This window comes from Shigella sp. SIG6, from assembly GCF_053555815.1.
The window spans coordinates 1-14,791 of sequence record NZ_JBQZXC010000093.1; the positions used below are offsets into that span (position 1 = coordinate 1).

Annotated in this window: 16 protein-coding genes; 3 read left to right on the plus strand and 13 right to left on the minus strand. The window is 50.9% G+C overall.

Features of this window, described 5'->3' with window-relative positions; genetic code table 11:
• Positions 1–302: LysR family transcriptional regulator (locus ACUU1M_RS14415; RefSeq protein WP_449144681.1), on the minus strand; the 302-nt coding region annotated here is incomplete at its 3' end.
• Positions 303–511: 209 nt separating this feature from the next.
• Positions 512–1,258 (minus strand): thiol:disulfide interchange protein DsbG, encoded by a 747-nt coding sequence (dsbG, locus tag ACUU1M_RS14420; RefSeq protein WP_449144682.1) that lies wholly within the window; start codon positions 1,256–1,258, stop codon positions 512–514.
• Between the two features lie 371 nt (positions 1,259–1,629).
• Between dsbG and ahpC the strand changes: the two genes are divergently transcribed.
• Both ahpC and ahpF read left to right on the plus strand, forming a co-directional pair.
• Positions 1,630–2,193 carry an alkyl hydroperoxide reductase subunit C gene (gene ahpC / locus ACUU1M_RS14425; protein ID WP_000052796.1) on the plus strand — a complete coding sequence of 188 codons (564 nt, stop codon included), beginning with the start codon at positions 1,630–1,632 and terminating at the stop codon, positions 2,191–2,193.
• A gap of 244 nt (positions 2,194–2,437) precedes the next feature.
• Complete coding sequence (ahpF, locus tag ACUU1M_RS14430) at positions 2,438–4,003, plus strand: alkyl hydroperoxide reductase subunit F (RefSeq protein ID WP_000887629.1); 1,566 nt, start codon at positions 2,438–2,440, stop codon at positions 4,001–4,003.
• 120 nt (positions 4,004–4,123) lie between these two features.
• On the opposite strand, the gene uspG is transcribed toward ahpF, so the two are convergent.
• Positions 4,124–4,552: a universal stress protein UspG gene (gene uspG / locus ACUU1M_RS14435; protein WP_000276167.1), complete on the minus strand. Its 429-nt coding sequence runs from the start codon at positions 4,550–4,552 to the stop codon at positions 4,124–4,126.
• Positions 4,553–4,772: 220 nt separating this feature from the next.
• On the opposite strand from uspG, the gene ACUU1M_RS14440 reads away from it, so the two are divergent.
• A complete protein-coding gene (locus tag ACUU1M_RS14440; protein WP_000646165.1) occupies positions 4,773–6,011 on the plus strand; it encodes a zinc-dependent alcohol dehydrogenase in 1,239 nt (412 codons plus the stop codon).
• 3 nt (positions 6,012–6,014) lie between these two features.
• Here the strand turns inward: ACUU1M_RS14440 and yldA are convergent, their stop codons facing one another.
• The 10 genes from yldA to citC form a co-directional block, all read right to left on the minus strand.
• The gene (yldA, locus tag ACUU1M_RS14445; RefSeq protein ID WP_000796528.1) at positions 6,015–6,104 is read right to left on the minus strand and encodes a small membrane protein YldA; all 90 of its coding nucleotides are present in this window, start codon (positions 6,102–6,104) and stop codon (positions 6,015–6,017) included.
• Positions 6,105–6,241: 137 nt separating this feature from the next.
• Positions 6,242–6,652, minus strand: a complete 411-nt coding sequence (rnk, locus tag ACUU1M_RS14450) for a nucleoside diphosphate kinase regulator (RefSeq protein ID WP_000089731.1) — start codon at positions 6,650–6,652, stop codon at positions 6,242–6,244.
• Positions 6,653–6,880: 228 nt separating this feature from the next.
• A complete protein-coding gene (gene rna / locus ACUU1M_RS14455) occupies positions 6,881–7,687 on the minus strand; it encodes a ribonuclease I (RefSeq protein WP_005073228.1) in 807 nt (268 codons plus the stop codon).
• Between the two features lie 113 nt (positions 7,688–7,800).
• Entirely contained in the window at positions 7,801–9,264 is a 1,464-nt protein-coding gene (citT, locus tag ACUU1M_RS14460; RefSeq protein WP_000050337.1) for a citrate/succinate antiporter CitT, read from the minus strand.
• Between the two features lie 50 nt (positions 9,265–9,314).
• Positions 9,315–10,193 (minus strand): triphosphoribosyl-dephospho-CoA synthase CitG, encoded by an 879-nt coding sequence (gene citG / locus ACUU1M_RS14465; RefSeq protein WP_000062460.1) that lies wholly within the window; start codon positions 10,191–10,193, stop codon positions 9,315–9,317.
• A complete protein-coding gene (gene citX / locus ACUU1M_RS14470; protein ID WP_000550398.1) occupies positions 10,168–10,719 on the minus strand; it encodes a citrate lyase holo-[acyl-carrier protein] synthase in 552 nt (183 codons plus the stop codon). The genes citG and citX overlap by 26 nt, the downstream gene beginning before the upstream one ends.
• A 3-nt stretch (positions 10,720–10,722) precedes the next feature.
• Positions 10,723–12,255 carry a citrate lyase subunit alpha gene (gene citF / locus ACUU1M_RS14475; RefSeq protein WP_005066735.1) on the minus strand — a complete coding sequence of 511 codons (1,533 nt, stop codon included), beginning with the start codon at positions 12,253–12,255 and terminating at the stop codon, positions 10,723–10,725.
• A 10-nt stretch (positions 12,256–12,265) separates the two neighbouring features.
• Positions 12,266–13,174: a citrate (pro-3S)-lyase subunit beta gene (gene citE, locus ACUU1M_RS14480; protein WP_005073240.1), complete on the minus strand. Its 909-nt coding sequence runs from the start codon at positions 13,172–13,174 to the stop codon at positions 12,266–12,268.
• Positions 13,171–13,467, minus strand: a complete 297-nt coding sequence (gene citD, locus ACUU1M_RS14485; protein ID WP_000700703.1) for a citrate lyase acyl carrier protein — start codon at positions 13,465–13,467, stop codon at positions 13,171–13,173. Before citD ends, citE begins: the two co-directional genes overlap by 4 nt.
• 14 nt (positions 13,468–13,481) lie before the next feature.
• Entirely contained in the window at positions 13,482–14,540 is a 1,059-nt protein-coding gene (citC, locus tag ACUU1M_RS14490) for a [citrate (pro-3S)-lyase] ligase (RefSeq protein WP_000467684.1), read from the minus strand.
• Positions 14,541–14,791: the final 251 nt, after the last annotated feature.

Genomic DNA, 14,791 nt, shown 5'->3' on the forward strand with positions numbered 1-14,791 from the left:
ATAAAGTTTTTCTTTAGTTCGGACTTATTGACTATATTAATTGTTTGTTCAAGGCCTTTGAGGTTTTTCTCAAGATGGTGATGCAGATTCAACCCTGTTGTCGTCGGCGCGATACCTTTTCCTGAGCGAATGAATAAAGGGTCATTAAATTGCGCACGTAAGCGTTGTAACGACTGGCTCACGGCTGATGGGGTGATATATAGTGATTCAGCAGCTTTGCTAATGCTTAAATGCTGGTAAATACACTCAAATATGACAAGAAGATTTAAGTCGAACTTTTTCAAGTCGTAGAGATTGGCCATACACTACTCCGGTTTATATTTTTCTTCCATGGTATATTCACTTAATCAATGTTTTTTGCGTATATATTTTTATTGATTATGTTTTTTTGCTTAACTCAGGATTAAGTTTTTCTAAAATAGCACAGCCACTTAGGGTAGAGCGAGCAATTCATGCTTTTTTAGGATGGTTGAAAAGCAGGGATATAGTTCAACCATCCATGAATTACCTTTTATTTATTTCCCATAATGATATTAAGCGTTTTCTGATCGGGCAACCCCACGGCCTGTTGCAGCGTATTTTCCTTACTCATGTAATAGATAGCCGGCGTGACATTTGCCCCCAGATCGTCCATCAGTTTCTCATTGTCACTTAACACTTTCATTTGCTCTGTACTTACGTTTGCAGGCACGTTTAGCTTAAGCTTGCAACCAGAGGCTTCATATTGTTGCCAGGTTTTTGCGGGATCTTTGGAGGCAAGAATTGCCGCTGCTGTCGCCGGGCTTTCTGGCTTGATAACCCCAACCAACAATGTTCTTAATTGCACTTTGCCAGAATCTACCCACGGGCGCGCCTGCTGCCAGAACTGTTTACAATATGGGCAGAACGGATCGGCGAAGACGTAGACAATGACCGGCGCATCTTTTTTACCGTCGAGGAGCCAGTGGGATTGTTCCATCCGTTGCCACATTTCGCGTCCGGCTGGTGCGTAAATTTCTTTTTCGATAAGTGTGTTACTCAGGTTTTCACCTTTCTCGTTGTACATGTAACCAGAGATAGCGTGCTTACCATCGGGAGTCAGGTAGATGGTGACGCCCATATCCTGATACTTTCCGAGATAACCTTTCATTCCTCCGGGGGCATCGAACGTTTTGATGATTGTAATGCCCTGTTTTTCAATCGCTTTTACTGGGGAAGGAAGTTCCTCTGAGAAGGCGATTGCAGGAAGCAGAGCCAGTAAAAGTATCTTTTTTAACATTAATTTGTCCTTTTCAGTCAGTGCAAAAGTCGAGTAAAAGGCATAACCTATCACTGTCATAGGTAAGAGCTTAGATCAGGTGATTGCCCTTTGTTTATGAGGGTGTTGTAATCCATGTCGTTGTTGCATTTGTAAGGGCAACACCTCAGCCTGCAGGCAGGCGCTGAAGATACCAAAGGGTAGTTCAGATTACACGGTCACCTGGAAAGGGGGCCATTTTACTTTTTATCGCCGCTGGCGGTGCAAAGTTCACAAAGTTGTCTTACGAAGGTTGTAAGGTAAAACTTATCGATTTGATAATGGAAACGCATTAGCCGAATCGGCAAAAATTGGTTACCTTACATCTCATCGAAAACACGGAGGAAGTATAGATGTCCTTGATTAACACCAAAATTAAACCTTTTAAAAACCAGGCATTCAAAAACGGCGAATTCATCGAAATCACCGAAAAAGATACCGAAGGCCGCTGGAGCGTCTTCTTCTTCTACCCGGCTGACTTTACTTTCGTATGCCCGACCGAACTGGGTGACGTTGCTGACCACTACGAAGAACTGCAGAAACTGGGCGTAGACGTATACGCAGTATCTACCGATACTCACTTCACCCACAAAGCATGGCACAGCAGCTCTGAAACCATCGCTAAAATCAAATATGCGATGATCGGCGACCCGACTGGCGCCCTGACCCGTAACTTCGACAACATGCGTGAAGATGAAGGTCTGGCTGACCGTGCGACCTTCGTTGTTGACCCGCAGGGTATCATCCAGGCAATCGAAGTTACCGCTGAAGGCATTGGCCGTGACGCGTCTGATCTGCTGCGTAAAATCAAAGCAGCTCAGTACGTAGCTTCTCACCCAGGTGAAGTTTGCCCGGCTAAATGGAAAGAAGGTGAAGCAACTCTGGCTCCGTCTCTGGACCTGGTTGGTAAAATCTAAATTTCCTTCGTCTTTCACGCCATAGCGGCGTTGGCGTCGCCCGCTCACCCCGGTCACTTACTTGTGTAAGCTCCCGGGGATTCACAGGCTAGTCGCCTTGCTCTGACGCGAAATACTTCGGAAATTCACCTAATTCTTCGGGTGCTGCGGCACCCGATTTTCTTCCCCGCACCATGATGCAAGCTGCATCCAGGTAGCCGCAGAGGCCGCTTGCATGATGATGTTTAAAGCCCAGGAGATAAACATGCTCGACACAAATATGAAAACTCAACTCAAGGCTTACCTTGAGAAATTGACCAAGCCTGTTGAGTTAATTGCCACGCTGGATGACAGCGCTAAATCGGCAGAAATCAAGGAACTGTTGGCTGAAATCGCAGAACTGTCAGACAAAGTCACCTTTAAAGAAGATAACAGCTTGCCAGTGCGTAAGCCGTCTTTCCTGATCACCAACCCAGGTTCCAACCAGGGACCACGTTTTGCAGGCTCCCCGCTGGGCCACGAGTTCACCTCGCTGGTACTGGCGTTGCTGTGGACCGGTGGTCATCCGTCGAAAGAAGCGCAGTCTCTGCTGGAGCAGATTCGCCATATTGACGGTGATTTTGAATTCGAAACCTATTACTCGCTCTCTTGCCATAACTGCCCGGACGTGGTGCAGGCGCTGAACCTGATGAGCGTATTGAACCCGCGCATCAAGCACACTGCAATTGACGGCGGCACCTTCCAGAACGAAATCACCGATCGCAACGTGATGGGCGTTCCGGCAGTGTTCGTAAACGGGAAAGAGTTTGGTCAGGGCCGCATGACGTTGACTGAAATCGTTGCCAAAATTGATACTGGCGCGGAAAAACGTGCGGCAGAAGAGCTGAACAAGCGTGATGCTTATGACGTATTAATCGTTGGTTCCGGCCCGGCGGGTGCAGCGGCAGCAATTTACTCCGCACGTAAAGGCATCCGTACCGGTCTGATGGGCGAACGTTTTGGTGGTCAGATCCTCGATACCGTTGATATCGAAAACTACATTTCTGTACCGAAGACTGAAGGGCAGAAGTTGGCAGGCGCACTGAAAGTTCACGTTGATGAATACGACGTTGATGTGATCGACAGCCAGAGCGCCAGCAAACTGATCCCGGCAGCGGTTGAAGGTGGTCTACACCAGATTGAAACAGCTTCTGGCGCGGTACTGAAAGCACGCAGCATTATCGTGGCGACGGGTGCAAAATGGCGCAACATGAACGTTCCGGGCGAAGATCAGTATCGCACTAAAGGCGTGACCTACTGCCCGCACTGCGACGGCCCGCTGTTTAAAGGCAAACGCGTAGCGGTTATCGGCGGCGGTAACTCCGGCGTGGAAGCGGCAATCGACCTGGCGGGTATCGTTGAGCACGTAACGCTGCTGGAATTTGCGCCAGAAATGAAAGCCGACCAGGTTCTGCAGGACAAACTGCGCAGCCTGAAAAACGTCGACATTATTCTGAATGCGCAAACCACGGAAGTGAAAGGCGACGGCAGCAAAGTCGTTGGTCTGGAATATCGAGATCGTGTCAGCGGCGATATTCACAACATCGAACTGGCCGGTATTTTTGTCCAGATTGGTCTGCTGCCGAACACCAACTGGCTGGAAGGCGCAGTCGAACGTAACCGCATGGGCGAGATTATCATTGATGCGAAATGTGAAACCAACGTCAAAGGCGTGTTTGCAGCGGGTGACTGTACGACGGTTCCGTACAAGCAGATCATCATCGCCACTGGCGAAGGTGCCAAAGCCTCTCTGAGTGCTTTTGACTACCTGATTCGCACCAAAACTGCATAAGAAGAAGTAAGATTCACCTGCAATTGCTTAGCCGCCGGGGTCAAACCTGGCGGCTTTTTTATGGCATTAAAAAGCCCTGCCGGGATGTTCCAGGCAGGGCGGCATAAATACTTTTATCTGTTAGCGAACGACCAGTACAGGCAGATTGGCGTGGCGGATCACGCTCGAGGCGTTAGAACCTAACAGATGGGTCGAAATCGATGGGTTGCGAGAACCGATAACTACAACATCAGCCCCCAGTTCTTCTGCCAACTCATTGACTTCATCCCGCACGCTACCAAAACGGACATGTTGTTTAATGCGGGAAGGATCGATGGTGAAGTGGCTGACCATCGTTTGCAGACGTTCTTCTGCTTCATGTTGCAGATGCTCTTCAAAACGACGCACATCAGCGGCAAAACGGTGCAGGCTCAGGCTGGCTGACCCGGGTAGTACGTGAAGTAGATGAATAACTCCGTCATCTTGGGCGAGGAATTCAGCGTGGCGAACAGCTTTGTCGCTCAATTCCATTTCAAATACATCAACTGGCATAATGATTGCCTTATACATAACCCTTTCTCCCTGTTAATCATGAACAAATCATTCGCCATGATTATAATATTTATCCCTGATATTTGTCTGGTTCTTTTTCCTTACGAACGGTTTCTGTGATTAATATATTCTCACTGAACACCAGGAATTCTCCCAAAACCTGCGGTACCGCCCGTTTTCCCGCTGTGATAGCTACCCTTAAAGACTGACTCTTTTTTGAACTGTCTCTGGAGGTTGCATGAAAGCATTGACTTATCACGGCCCACATCACGTTCAGGTAGAAAATGTTCCCGATCCGGGCATTGAACAGGCAGATGATATTATTCTGCGTATTACGGTAACGGCGATCTGTGGCTCTGACCTCCATCTTTATCGAGGCAAAATACCCCAGGTTAAACATGGCGATATTTTTGGTCATGAATTTATGGGGGAAGTCGTTGAAACCGGGAAGGACGTAAAAAATTTGCAAAAAGGCGACCGGGTGGTAATTCCGTTCGTCATTGCTTGTGGCGACTGTTTTTTCTGTCGATTACAGCAATATGCCGCCTGCGAAAATACCAATGCGGGTAAAGGCGCTGCGCTCAATAAAAAACAGATACCTGCTCCCGCGGCATTGTTTGGTTATAGTCACCTGTATGGTGGCGTTCCTGGCGGGCAGGCGGAATATGTCCGCGTCCCTAAAGGGAATGTGGGGCCGTTTAAAGTACCGCCTTTGCTTTCAGATGATAAAGCCCTTTTCCTTTCTGATATTCTGCCAACGGCATGGCAGGCAGCAAAAAATGTGCAGATCCAACAAGGTTCAAGCGTTGCAGTCTATGGTGCTGGTCCTGTGGGATTGTTGATAATCGCCTGTGCACGGTTGCTCGGTGCGGAACAGATTTTTGTTGTTGATCATCATCCCTACCGCTTGCGTTTCGCCGCTGACCGCTACGGCGCGATCCCGATTAATTTCGATGAAGATAGCGATCCGGCACAGTCAATTATTGAACAAACGGCAGGTCACCGGGGCGTGGATGCAGTAATAGACGCCGTCGGTTTTGAAGCGAAAGGCAGCACCACGGAAACGGTGCTGACTAACCTGAAACTGGAGGGCAGCAGCGGTAAAGCGTTGCGCCAGTGTATTGCGGCGGTCAGGCGTGGCGGCATTGTTAGCGTACCGGGTGTCTACGCTGGATTTATTCACGGTTTCCTGTTTGGCGACGCCTTTGATAAAGGGTTGACGTTTAAAATGGGACAGACCCACGTTCACGCATGGCTGGGAGAATTATTACCGTTAATTGAGAAAGGATTACTGAAACCAGAAGAAATTGTTACCCACTATATGCCGTTTGAAGAGGCCGCCCGGGGATATGAGATTTTCGAAAAACGTGAAGAGGAGTGCCGTAAGGTGATTCTGGTACCCGGTGCACAAAGCGCAGAGGCGGCGCAGAAGGCGGTTTCAGGTCTGGTGAATGCGATGCCGGGGGGAACAATATGATCGTCAGGAGTGGTTTTCGAGGTAAAGGACAGCCATGACGATAATCGCCGCCATAATCAGAAATCCTATCAGGATGTAAAATGCTTCTGCCATGGTTATTCCCACAAACGAAACGGAATAATTTTGCAGCAAAAGTGAACAGTGAGAACCAGGAAAAATTGCTGATTTTGCGTAAAGAGGATGCGAGTGCATCCTCTGGGCAAAACGAGTTATCGCTTGTGCAGATGGGATTAAAGCAGGTAGTCGCCAGCAGCTTCTGGCTGGTATTCGAGTTCCAGCACTTCAAGGTGGGTTGCAACGCCGCCCGGAAGTTCCCAGTGAATGGAATCGCCAACGCGCAGCCCCAGCAGTGCGGCACCTACCGGAGCCATAACGGAAAGCTGAGTATTGCTATCGGTCATTTTTGCCGGATACACCAGCGTGCGCACACGCACTTCGCCATCGCTAAGATTGCGGAATTTAACCCGGCTGTTCATTGTCACCACGTCGTGTGGCATCTCTTCTGGCGAACACATTTGGGCGCGATCCAACTCTGCGTTTAACGCGTCGGCGATTGGCAAACCAGCATAGGCGGGTTGCTCCAGCAGAATATCGATGCGTTCGGCATCCAGGTCGTTAATGATGATAGTTGGTCTGGACATTTTTACTCCATGTCGTCGGTACTGCGAGTGTCGCAGATAAACATACCCAAAAGAAAACCCTCACCGTCAGGCGGCGAGGGTTTAACTCACATGATGATACTGACTGTTGCTCACTCTTTGAAGTGATTTGCGTCATATTCAGGGAATTCCTCAATGCAGCGCATTATGTATAATTCTTAATCGGCATGGTTATGGAAGACGAATTAGCGTGTTTTGTAAATCAGAGGATTAATAACCCGCTTTATCAATCACAAAGGTTTTGCCACAGTTACCTGGGTGAGGTTGTGGCAAGAATGAGTTTGCAGAAAGCGGAGCGTTGATAGCGTCAGCTTTGATCGAGATCTGAATTTCAGTCAAATACGCAGGGTTACCCTGGCACGTTAGCTTAACTGCTTTCACGTTCTCTTTTCCCCAGCTTTTGGCAAAGGCGGCGTCAAAGTCACGGCGGCTCACTGTTTTACCGTAATTATCCGCAAGGAATTTTCCGGCTTCGCTCTCTTTAATTTCTTGATTCAGGCGTACCATCGTACCGAAGTATGCGTCCGGATCAAAACCAAAGCAGGCACCGTGTTTGGCATATTCGTAGCGTTCCAGGCAGGAACGTCCGCCAGCTCCTGGCATGACTTCACTTAGTTTAGCGGCCGTTTCCAGTGATAACCCGGTTTCCGGCGATGAACACATTCGGCTGGCGCGTGCTTCTGGTAGATTCGGGATTGGGCGAGTAGCGCAACCGAAGCGCATCCAGCGGCGTTCATCAACACCACGGGCAGCAACCGATTTAGGCAATCCTGGCCACAGACCATGTACGGTCAGAAAATCAGCTTTGTTGGTCGTTTCGGTTTGCAGGCGACATTCATCTCGTTCGTTACGATTTCGATCGTGTTGACTCTGGCAAAATCCGGTTTGCCAGGAGAGGGCCAGGACATAGCGATCAAAATCGCCATACTGTTTTGCCTGCAACGCTACGGCGTTGGCAGAAGATAAGGGAAGCAGAGAAACCGCGAGCAACGCGGCGTTACGCCAGAATGCTTTCATAATGGGTGTGGAACTCATACATACACTGAATACTATCTATTAAATCATAAAAAAGCCCGCCAGGTGGGCTTACCTGGCGGGCGTTATGATTTATTCAGCGTTTGGCGAACGTATTAGTTCCACATGGCGAGAATCGGCCAGCCAACCAACAGCAACATAGAGATGTAAATCACCCCGAAGATTGCGCCAAGACGCCAGTAATCTTTTGATTTCACATAGCCACAGCCGTAAATAATCACCCCAGGACCGGTTGCATACGGCGTCAGACAGCCCATGATACCGATAGACAGCACCAGCAGGATACACAGTTGTTCCATTGGTACGCCCGGAATACCTTTACCGACGGCCAGAATAACCGGCAGCATGGTTGCGGTGTGCGCAGACAGGCTGGCAAACAGGTAGTGTGCAAAGTAGAACACCAGAACCAGTACAATCACCGTTGCGTTTGGTGAGAATCCTTCCAGGTGCGTACTCATGGTACCGGCGAACCAGTCAATAAAACCAGAACGAGTCAGGCCGTTAGCCATCACAACCAGAGTTGCCAGGTTGACCAGCGTGTTCCATGCGCTGTTATAGCGGGTAACGTCTTTCCACGGCACAACGTGCAGAGCCAGCATTAGCGAAACTGCCAGCAGACCAACCGCAGTAGCATTAATGACTTCACTGCCAAATACCCACAAACCTAAGCTGAGCAATACAAGGCCAATCAGCGTCCACTCTCTGCGTGTCAGCGCACCCATGGTTTTTAGTTCATCACCCGCCCAGGTTACCACTTCTTCACTGTGTGTGATTTCCGGTTTGTACAGCACGTAGGAAAGCCACGGCGCAATGATAAGCAAGATAACCCCAACCGGCAGGAAGCAGAGGAACCACTGCAACCAGCTAATCTGGATACCGGCAATTTTGCTGACGAACTCCAGACCCAGCACGTTTGGTGCCGCACCGGTGACAAACATGGACGAACTCAGACTGGTACTAATGACCATCATCCACATCAAATAGCCGCCAATACGACGCGCGGACGGATCGTTCGGGAATGATTTAAACAACGGCGGCAGGTTTTTAATGACCGGAAAAACCGTACCCCCGGTACGCGCGGTGTTGGACGGTGTAAACGGTGCCAGCAGAATGTCGATAATGACAATCGCATAACCCAACGTCAGCGTGCGTTTGTCCATGAATTTCACCAGGAAAAGGGCAATGCGACGACCTAACCCGGAAACTTTATACCCTAATGCAAAAATAAATGCGCCAAATACCAGCCATACCGTGGTGCTGGAAAAACCAGCCAGGCCCCATTTCAGCGCCTGTTTTTGCGCATTAAACGCTGGGTCAGCTAATTCTTTGGCATCAAAGAGCAGGTAATTACTGCCAATAACGCAAATAGTAACCGCAATAAAACTGATCGCTGTTGCCGGAATTGGCTCGAGGATCATGCCGACAATCATTGCCACAAACACAGCGAAGTAATGCCATGCCTGCGGCGGCATACCGTCGGGGACAGGGATAAGAAACATGACACCCATCACCACCAGTGGGGCCAATAGTTTCCATATATTATCTTTTGCTAAAGACATACGGGTTCTCCGAAAATTAATATTTCCAAATTTATCAAGTGCTTAAATAATTAAATCTGTGCTAAAAACCAGGTAAGGATCAGCAGGTCGGCACTGCCGCCTGGACTGAGATTTCGTTCGATACACTCCCTGTCGAACTGCCGGAGATAATCGAGATCGGCGGGGGTTCGAATGCCCCCTTTTTGCAATAATGTTTGCGCCTCGCGCTGTAGCCAGCGCAGGCCCCCCTCGCCACCGCGCGATGCAACGTTGGTATCGCCGTTGGTAGCCATCAGTAGGAGCAAGGTATCGAGCAATGCCAGTTCAGGATCTAACCCCTGATCCAGCAGAGTGAGGTAATGCGGCAAGGCGTGGTTGATCACCAGTGGATAACCCGCTTCGGCTTCACCGCGTGCGCCGGTAAGGCCAAGCTGCTGGTACAACCGTTGACCTGCCGTCAGTCGTGAATTATTGGTACGCAGTTCGCGATCGGTCAGGCCACGGCAGAAACTTGCCGCCGTAGAACAAACGGTTGTTGGTGTAACCGGCTGGTTGAGCTGAAGCAAACGGCCAATTGCCGCACATAGCAGCCCTAAAGAAAAAATGCTGCCTTTATGCGTGTTTACGCCCGCAGTGGCGCGGAACATATCACCTTCGCAAGCCATACCAATTGGGCGTAATCCGTGGAGTACCGCTTCCGGTGCCATTTCTGCACTACAGGCACCAAATTCAATGAAACGGGGTAACCAGCCCTGAATCGCCAGCGCGCTGCGGTGGAAATCTTCCAGCGCCATATCTTTGTGCGCACCGCAGTTAATGCGATCCACGAGGCCTGGTTTCGGTGACAGATTGACTTCAGTCAGCATGGCGCGCCAGCCCAGCAGGGCGTACTCATCGATTAATGACGTCGCAAGCTTTGTGGTTTTAGTTGACGTTGCAGGCATCGACATCGTTCAGCAGTGCCTCCATGCGGTTGAGTAAATCGGTCAGTTGATGGGTTTTTCCACGCGCGCAGACGGCTGCGCTTTGCTCGCACAACAGGCAGCGGCGAGGCGGCAGTGAATAGTCGCGGCGGGAGAGAATTTCGCCTTCGGGCGTCAGGACATCGATATCCCATAACCGCCCGAGAGGATGACTATGTTCAAGCTCAATGGTGGCGAGCTTGAGGTCGCGAGCCGGGGCGGCAATGCTCAACATGCCCTCCGGCCCGCTGGCGGAAACCAGTGCAGCCTGCTCCTGAATTTGCCAGCCCTGCTTTGTGGCTAAGGCACGCAAGGCTGTCACGCCATGATTAAAAATTCGGCGTGTGACCTCGCTGTCTTTAATCGGCCCAGGCGCAACCACGGTAAAGGAGACCAGTGGAACAGGATGGTGCTTGAGCCAGGCGTGTTGCCGTGCTTGCCTTTCATCCCGGCTGACGAGCAGCTCGGGAATTGACACCGCATGGTGGCTGGCGAGTTCAGGAAGCAGGTGCATGGCTTATTCCTTCACCTGATGCACAACATCGATCACCGAGCCATCTCGGTAACGCACAACGGCAACGACGCGGTCGGTGAATTCAATCGGCTGTGGTTCACCGGTCAGCAGACGCGCACGTTCGCGCAGCCACTCAATGGAAACCACTTTAATGCCCGCTTCCTGCAGACGTTCTGCTAGTTCCGGACGTGCCGGGTTAACTGCGATACCGTGGTCTGTGACCAGAATATCGACACTGGAGCCCGGGGTGATGCAGGTCAGCACGTTATCCACCAGAGTCGGAATACGACCGCGTACCAGTGGCGCGACGATGATGGAAAGCGCAGAGGCAATCGCGGTATCGCAGTGACCACCGGAAGCGCCACGCAGTACGCCGTCAGAACCGGTCAGCACGTTAACGTTGAACTGCCTGTCAATTTCCAGCGCGCTCAGTACCACCACGTCGAGACGATCAACCGATGCGCCTTTCGAACCCCAGTTAGCGTACTGGTTGGCGCTGATTTCGATGTGATTGGGGTTACGGGCCAGCGATTGCGCAGCATGGCTGTCAAAGCTCTGCACATCCAGCAGTTTGCGGATCAGACCTTTTTCGTGCAGATCAACCATCGTCGCGGTAATACCGCCGAGGGCGAAGTCGGCGCGAATATCGCGGCTACGCATTTTGTCTTCCAGGAAACGGGTTACCGCCAGCGAAGCGCCGCCGGTGCCGGTTTGCATGGAGAAACCTTCTTTGAAGTAGCCAGAGTTGACAATCACATCCGCAGCGCTACGGGCAATAAGCAGTTCGCGCGGGTTAGTGGTCATACGGGTAGTACCAGCGCCGATTTTTGCAGCATCGCCAACGCGATCAACTTTGACGATCAAATCAACCTGATCTTGCTCAATGCTTGCCGGATTATGCGGATAAGGCAGCAGTTCTTCGGTAAGCATCACGACCTGTTTTGCGTTGTCGGCATCAACCATTGCATAGCCGAGGGAGCCGCAGCAGGCTTTACCGGTGTAGCCGTTGGCATTACCGAATTCATCACAGGACGGGACGCCGAGGAAAGCCACGTCGATATTCAGTTCGCCGCTCTGTACCAGATGCACACGACCGCCGTGAGAGTGGATCTGCACCGGTTCCGCCAGCAGACCACGGGAGATCTCTTCCGCCAGTGGACCGCGTAGGCCAGAGGTATAAATGCGGGTAACCACGCCCTGGCGAATGTGTTCTACCAGCGGCGCATGGCAATCACTCAGGGAGCTGGACGCCAGGGTCAGGTTTTTAAAGCCCATCTTCGCGATGACGTCCATCACCATATTGACGGTCAGGTCACCGCCACGGAAAGCGTGATGGAAGGAAACCGTCATGCCGTCCTGTAAACCTGAGCGACGAATCGCTTCTTCCAGGTTGGCGCACAGTTTGCGATCGCGCGCTTTTTCAGCCTGGTAGGTTTGCTTTGGTGAGTTCTGGAAAGCGGCAAGATCGCATTCAGTGCGACGATTCCAGGCCGCTACCCGTTCTTGTCGTTGAGATTGTTCAATTTTCTGCGTCATTTTGATTGCCTTATTCTTCGCGGATGCCGGAAAGTTCTGCACGGGAGAGCACCAGACGGGCGCGATCGATAACCGGACCGTCCACCATCTTGCCGTTCAGGGAAACCACGCCGAGGCCTTCGCGAGCGGCGGCTTCAGCGGCTTCTACGACGCGGCGGGCGTGATCCACTTCTTTCTGGGTCGGTGCGTAGAGGTTGTGCAGCAGATCAATCTGACGCGGGTTGATCAGCGATTTGCCGTCAAAGCCCAGCTGTTTGATGTGGGCGGCTTCTTGCAGGAATCCGGCTTCGTTGTTAGCGTCGGAATAGACGGTATCGAACGCCTGAATACCCGCAGAGCGCGCGGCCTGCAAAATGGAACAGCGTGCGAACAGCAGTTCAGTTCCTTCCGGGGTGCGTTCTGTACGCAGGTTGCGCACATAGTCTTCTGCACCGAGGGCGATACCGATCAAACGCTCGGAAGCGTGAGCGATTTCCACTGCGCGGGTAATGCCCAGAGGAGATTCAATCGCCGCCAGCAGGCCGGTGCTGCCGGGTTCACGACCACAGGCTTTTTCTATACGCAGGATCTCTTTTTCAATATCCAGAACATCCTGAGCGGTATCGGTTTTCGGCAGACGCACAACGTCCGCACCACCGCGAACGACGGCTTCCAGGTCGTTAACACCCCATTCGGAATCCAGCGCGTTGACACGCACAATGGTTTCAATATCGCGATACAGCGGATGTTGCAGCGCGTGATAAACCATGCGGCGGGCGGTGTCTTTTTCACGTAATGCCACGGAGTCTTCGAGGTCAAACATCAGGGCATCAGCCGGGTAGATGAAGGAGTTGCTGACCATCGCGGCATTGGCACCAGGCACAAACAACATGCTGCGGCGGGTGCGAGTTTTACGTTGTTGCAGCGAAGCGGAAATCATTGGCAATCCTCCCATGGCAGAGCCGGGATACCGCTGGCGCGTGCCAGCAGGGCTTCCAGTCGTGCACGTAAAATGCAGTCCAGTGCGCCTTTGTCATCGACATTCAGCTGTACGCCGCGCACGTTGTAGCGGGCGAGAACGTCCAGAATGGTGGTGCGAATTGCATCGCCAAACTGTTTCTCAACGCTGCTATTGATTTGCAGGTCGATATCCTGCGTATCGAGTGGGGCGATGCGTATCATCACATCCCCAGACTCAAGGGTGCCTGCAACGGCGGGCTGGTTTATTTTCATTTTTCACCTGTTTCTCATGCGGGGGTCTTTTGACGAGCTGCCGCGTCCTGGCGGGAGTGCTCAAGCAGGTTCTGCAAATAATGCAGCGTGACTGCAGGGACCAGCGGCGCGATAGCCGTGAGATCGTTTTTCGCCAGCAGTTGACGTACCCGGGAAGCGGATATCGGCATCTCCTGGTAACGCAGCCGCTCAATTTCAACCAGTTCGATGGGCGCTGCGGAGATAGTCGGCGTTTCCAGCCAGTAGCGCATATCCTGGTTGTACTGGGCGGTAACGCGACAAAAGGGTTCAGTACCGACAAAGCGGTGAGTTACACCAAGCGCGGGAGCGAGGTACTGACGGAAAATCTTCAGATCAATTTCGGTGTAACAATGGTTAATGACGCTCTGTTCTTTAATGAAGTAGCAAGGGAACGTAGCGCGGGAGATGATGTATTCTGAGCCGCGATGCACAGTCAGGCGTGGAATATCGGCGGTGCCTTTTAACACCAGATCCAGCCGGTCTTCATAGGGGAAGCGTGAAGAATCTTCTTTGACTAAAAACAGATGCAACCAGTCGCACTGTGCCGCAGCTTGTTGAATCAGATAATGGTGACCATTCGTAAAGGGATTGGCGTTCATCACAATGCAGCCAATCTTGTTCCCTGGATGACGAAATTTTTTCAGCGATTCGGCATAGCGTTTCAGTCGCGTGGCGCTGTTTTCCATCAGCACCATCACGCCGGGTACGCAGGTCAGCGTGGAAAAACCGCACTGGCGGAACAGCGCCTCGTATTCGGTTTTGGTATAAATAAACAGATGCGTGCTGTGCCGCTCATAGGCGAGGTTTATCAGTTCAGTGGCTAATGTCAGCGCCAGTCCTTCACCGCGAACGGATTCACTGATAGCAACGCATTTAATAATATTTCCGGCAATTCCACCGCACGCGATAAGCTTTTCATCGCGGGTTACGGTAATAAATACTTCGACTGTGGTGTCAACGCTCAAATCATTTTCATGCAGGAATTGGGCGATTTCCGCCATTTTTTTATTTTCTGAACGTTTTACGCGGGTGAAAATATCATTGCCGAACATAATAAATAGTATCCTGAAGGTGCATGTTGTTATCGATTTGCAACGAATGTTGTTCAATGTTGCAAACTGATAACCTTTTATTTTCACTTGGGAGAAAGGGGGGTGATCGAGGTATATCTTTTTCTCCTTTCGCTATACATCCTAAGGAGTATTTCGGCGTGAAATTTTGATTTATTTCACATAGAGTTAGTGGTTTTTTATTTATTTAATGGTTTTAAGTTTTTTAATTAATGTAATTACGAAATGACTCG

Bases quoted from the DNA above. Each gene is read 5' to 3' on its own strand.
- citT (WP_000050337.1), bottom strand. From the start codon at position 9,264: ATGTCTTTAGCAAAAGATAATATATGGAAACTATTGGCCCCACTGGTG.
- ACUU1M_RS14440 (WP_000646165.1), top strand. From the start codon at position 4,773: ATGAAAGCATTGACTTATCACGGCCCACATCACGTTCAGGTAGAAAAT.
- uspG (WP_000276167.1), bottom strand. From the start codon at position 4,552: ATGTATAAGGCAATCATTATGCCAGTTGATGTATTTGAAATGGAATTG.
- citG (WP_000062460.1), bottom strand. From the start codon at position 10,193: ATGTCGATGCCTGCAACGTCAACTAAAACCACAAAGCTTGCGACGTCA.
- citD (WP_000700703.1), bottom strand. From the start codon at position 13,467: ATGAAAATAAACCAGCCCGCCGTTGCAGGCACCCTTGAGTCTGGGGAT.
- yldA (WP_000796528.1), bottom strand. From the start codon at position 6,104: ATGGCAGAAGCATTTTACATCCTGATAGGATTTCTGATTATGGCGGCG.
- rnk (WP_000089731.1), bottom strand. From the start codon at position 6,652: ATGTCCAGACCAACTATCATCATTAACGACCTGGATGCCGAACGCATC.
- citE (WP_005073240.1), bottom strand. From the start codon at position 13,174: ATGATTTCCGCTTCGCTGCAACAACGTAAAACTCGCACCCGCCGCAGC.
- ahpF (WP_000887629.1), top strand. From the start codon at position 2,438: ATGCTCGACACAAATATGAAAACTCAACTCAAGGCTTACCTTGAGAAA.
- rna (WP_005073228.1), bottom strand. From the start codon at position 7,687: ATGAAAGCATTCTGGCGTAACGCCGCGTTGCTCGCGGTTTCTCTGCTT.
- citX (WP_000550398.1), bottom strand. From the start codon at position 10,719: ATGCACCTGCTTCCTGAACTCGCCAGCCACCATGCGGTGTCAATTCCC.
- ahpC (WP_000052796.1), top strand. From the start codon at position 1,630: ATGTCCTTGATTAACACCAAAATTAAACCTTTTAAAAACCAGGCATTC.
- citF (WP_005066735.1), bottom strand. From the start codon at position 12,255: ATGACGCAGAAAATTGAACAATCTCAACGACAAGAACGGGTAGCGGCC.
- dsbG (WP_449144682.1), bottom strand. From the start codon at position 1,258: ATGTTAAAAAAGATACTTTTACTGGCTCTGCTTCCTGCAATCGCCTTC.
- citC (WP_000467684.1), bottom strand. From the start codon at position 14,540: ATGTTCGGCAATGATATTTTCACCCGCGTAAAACGTTCAGAAAATAAA.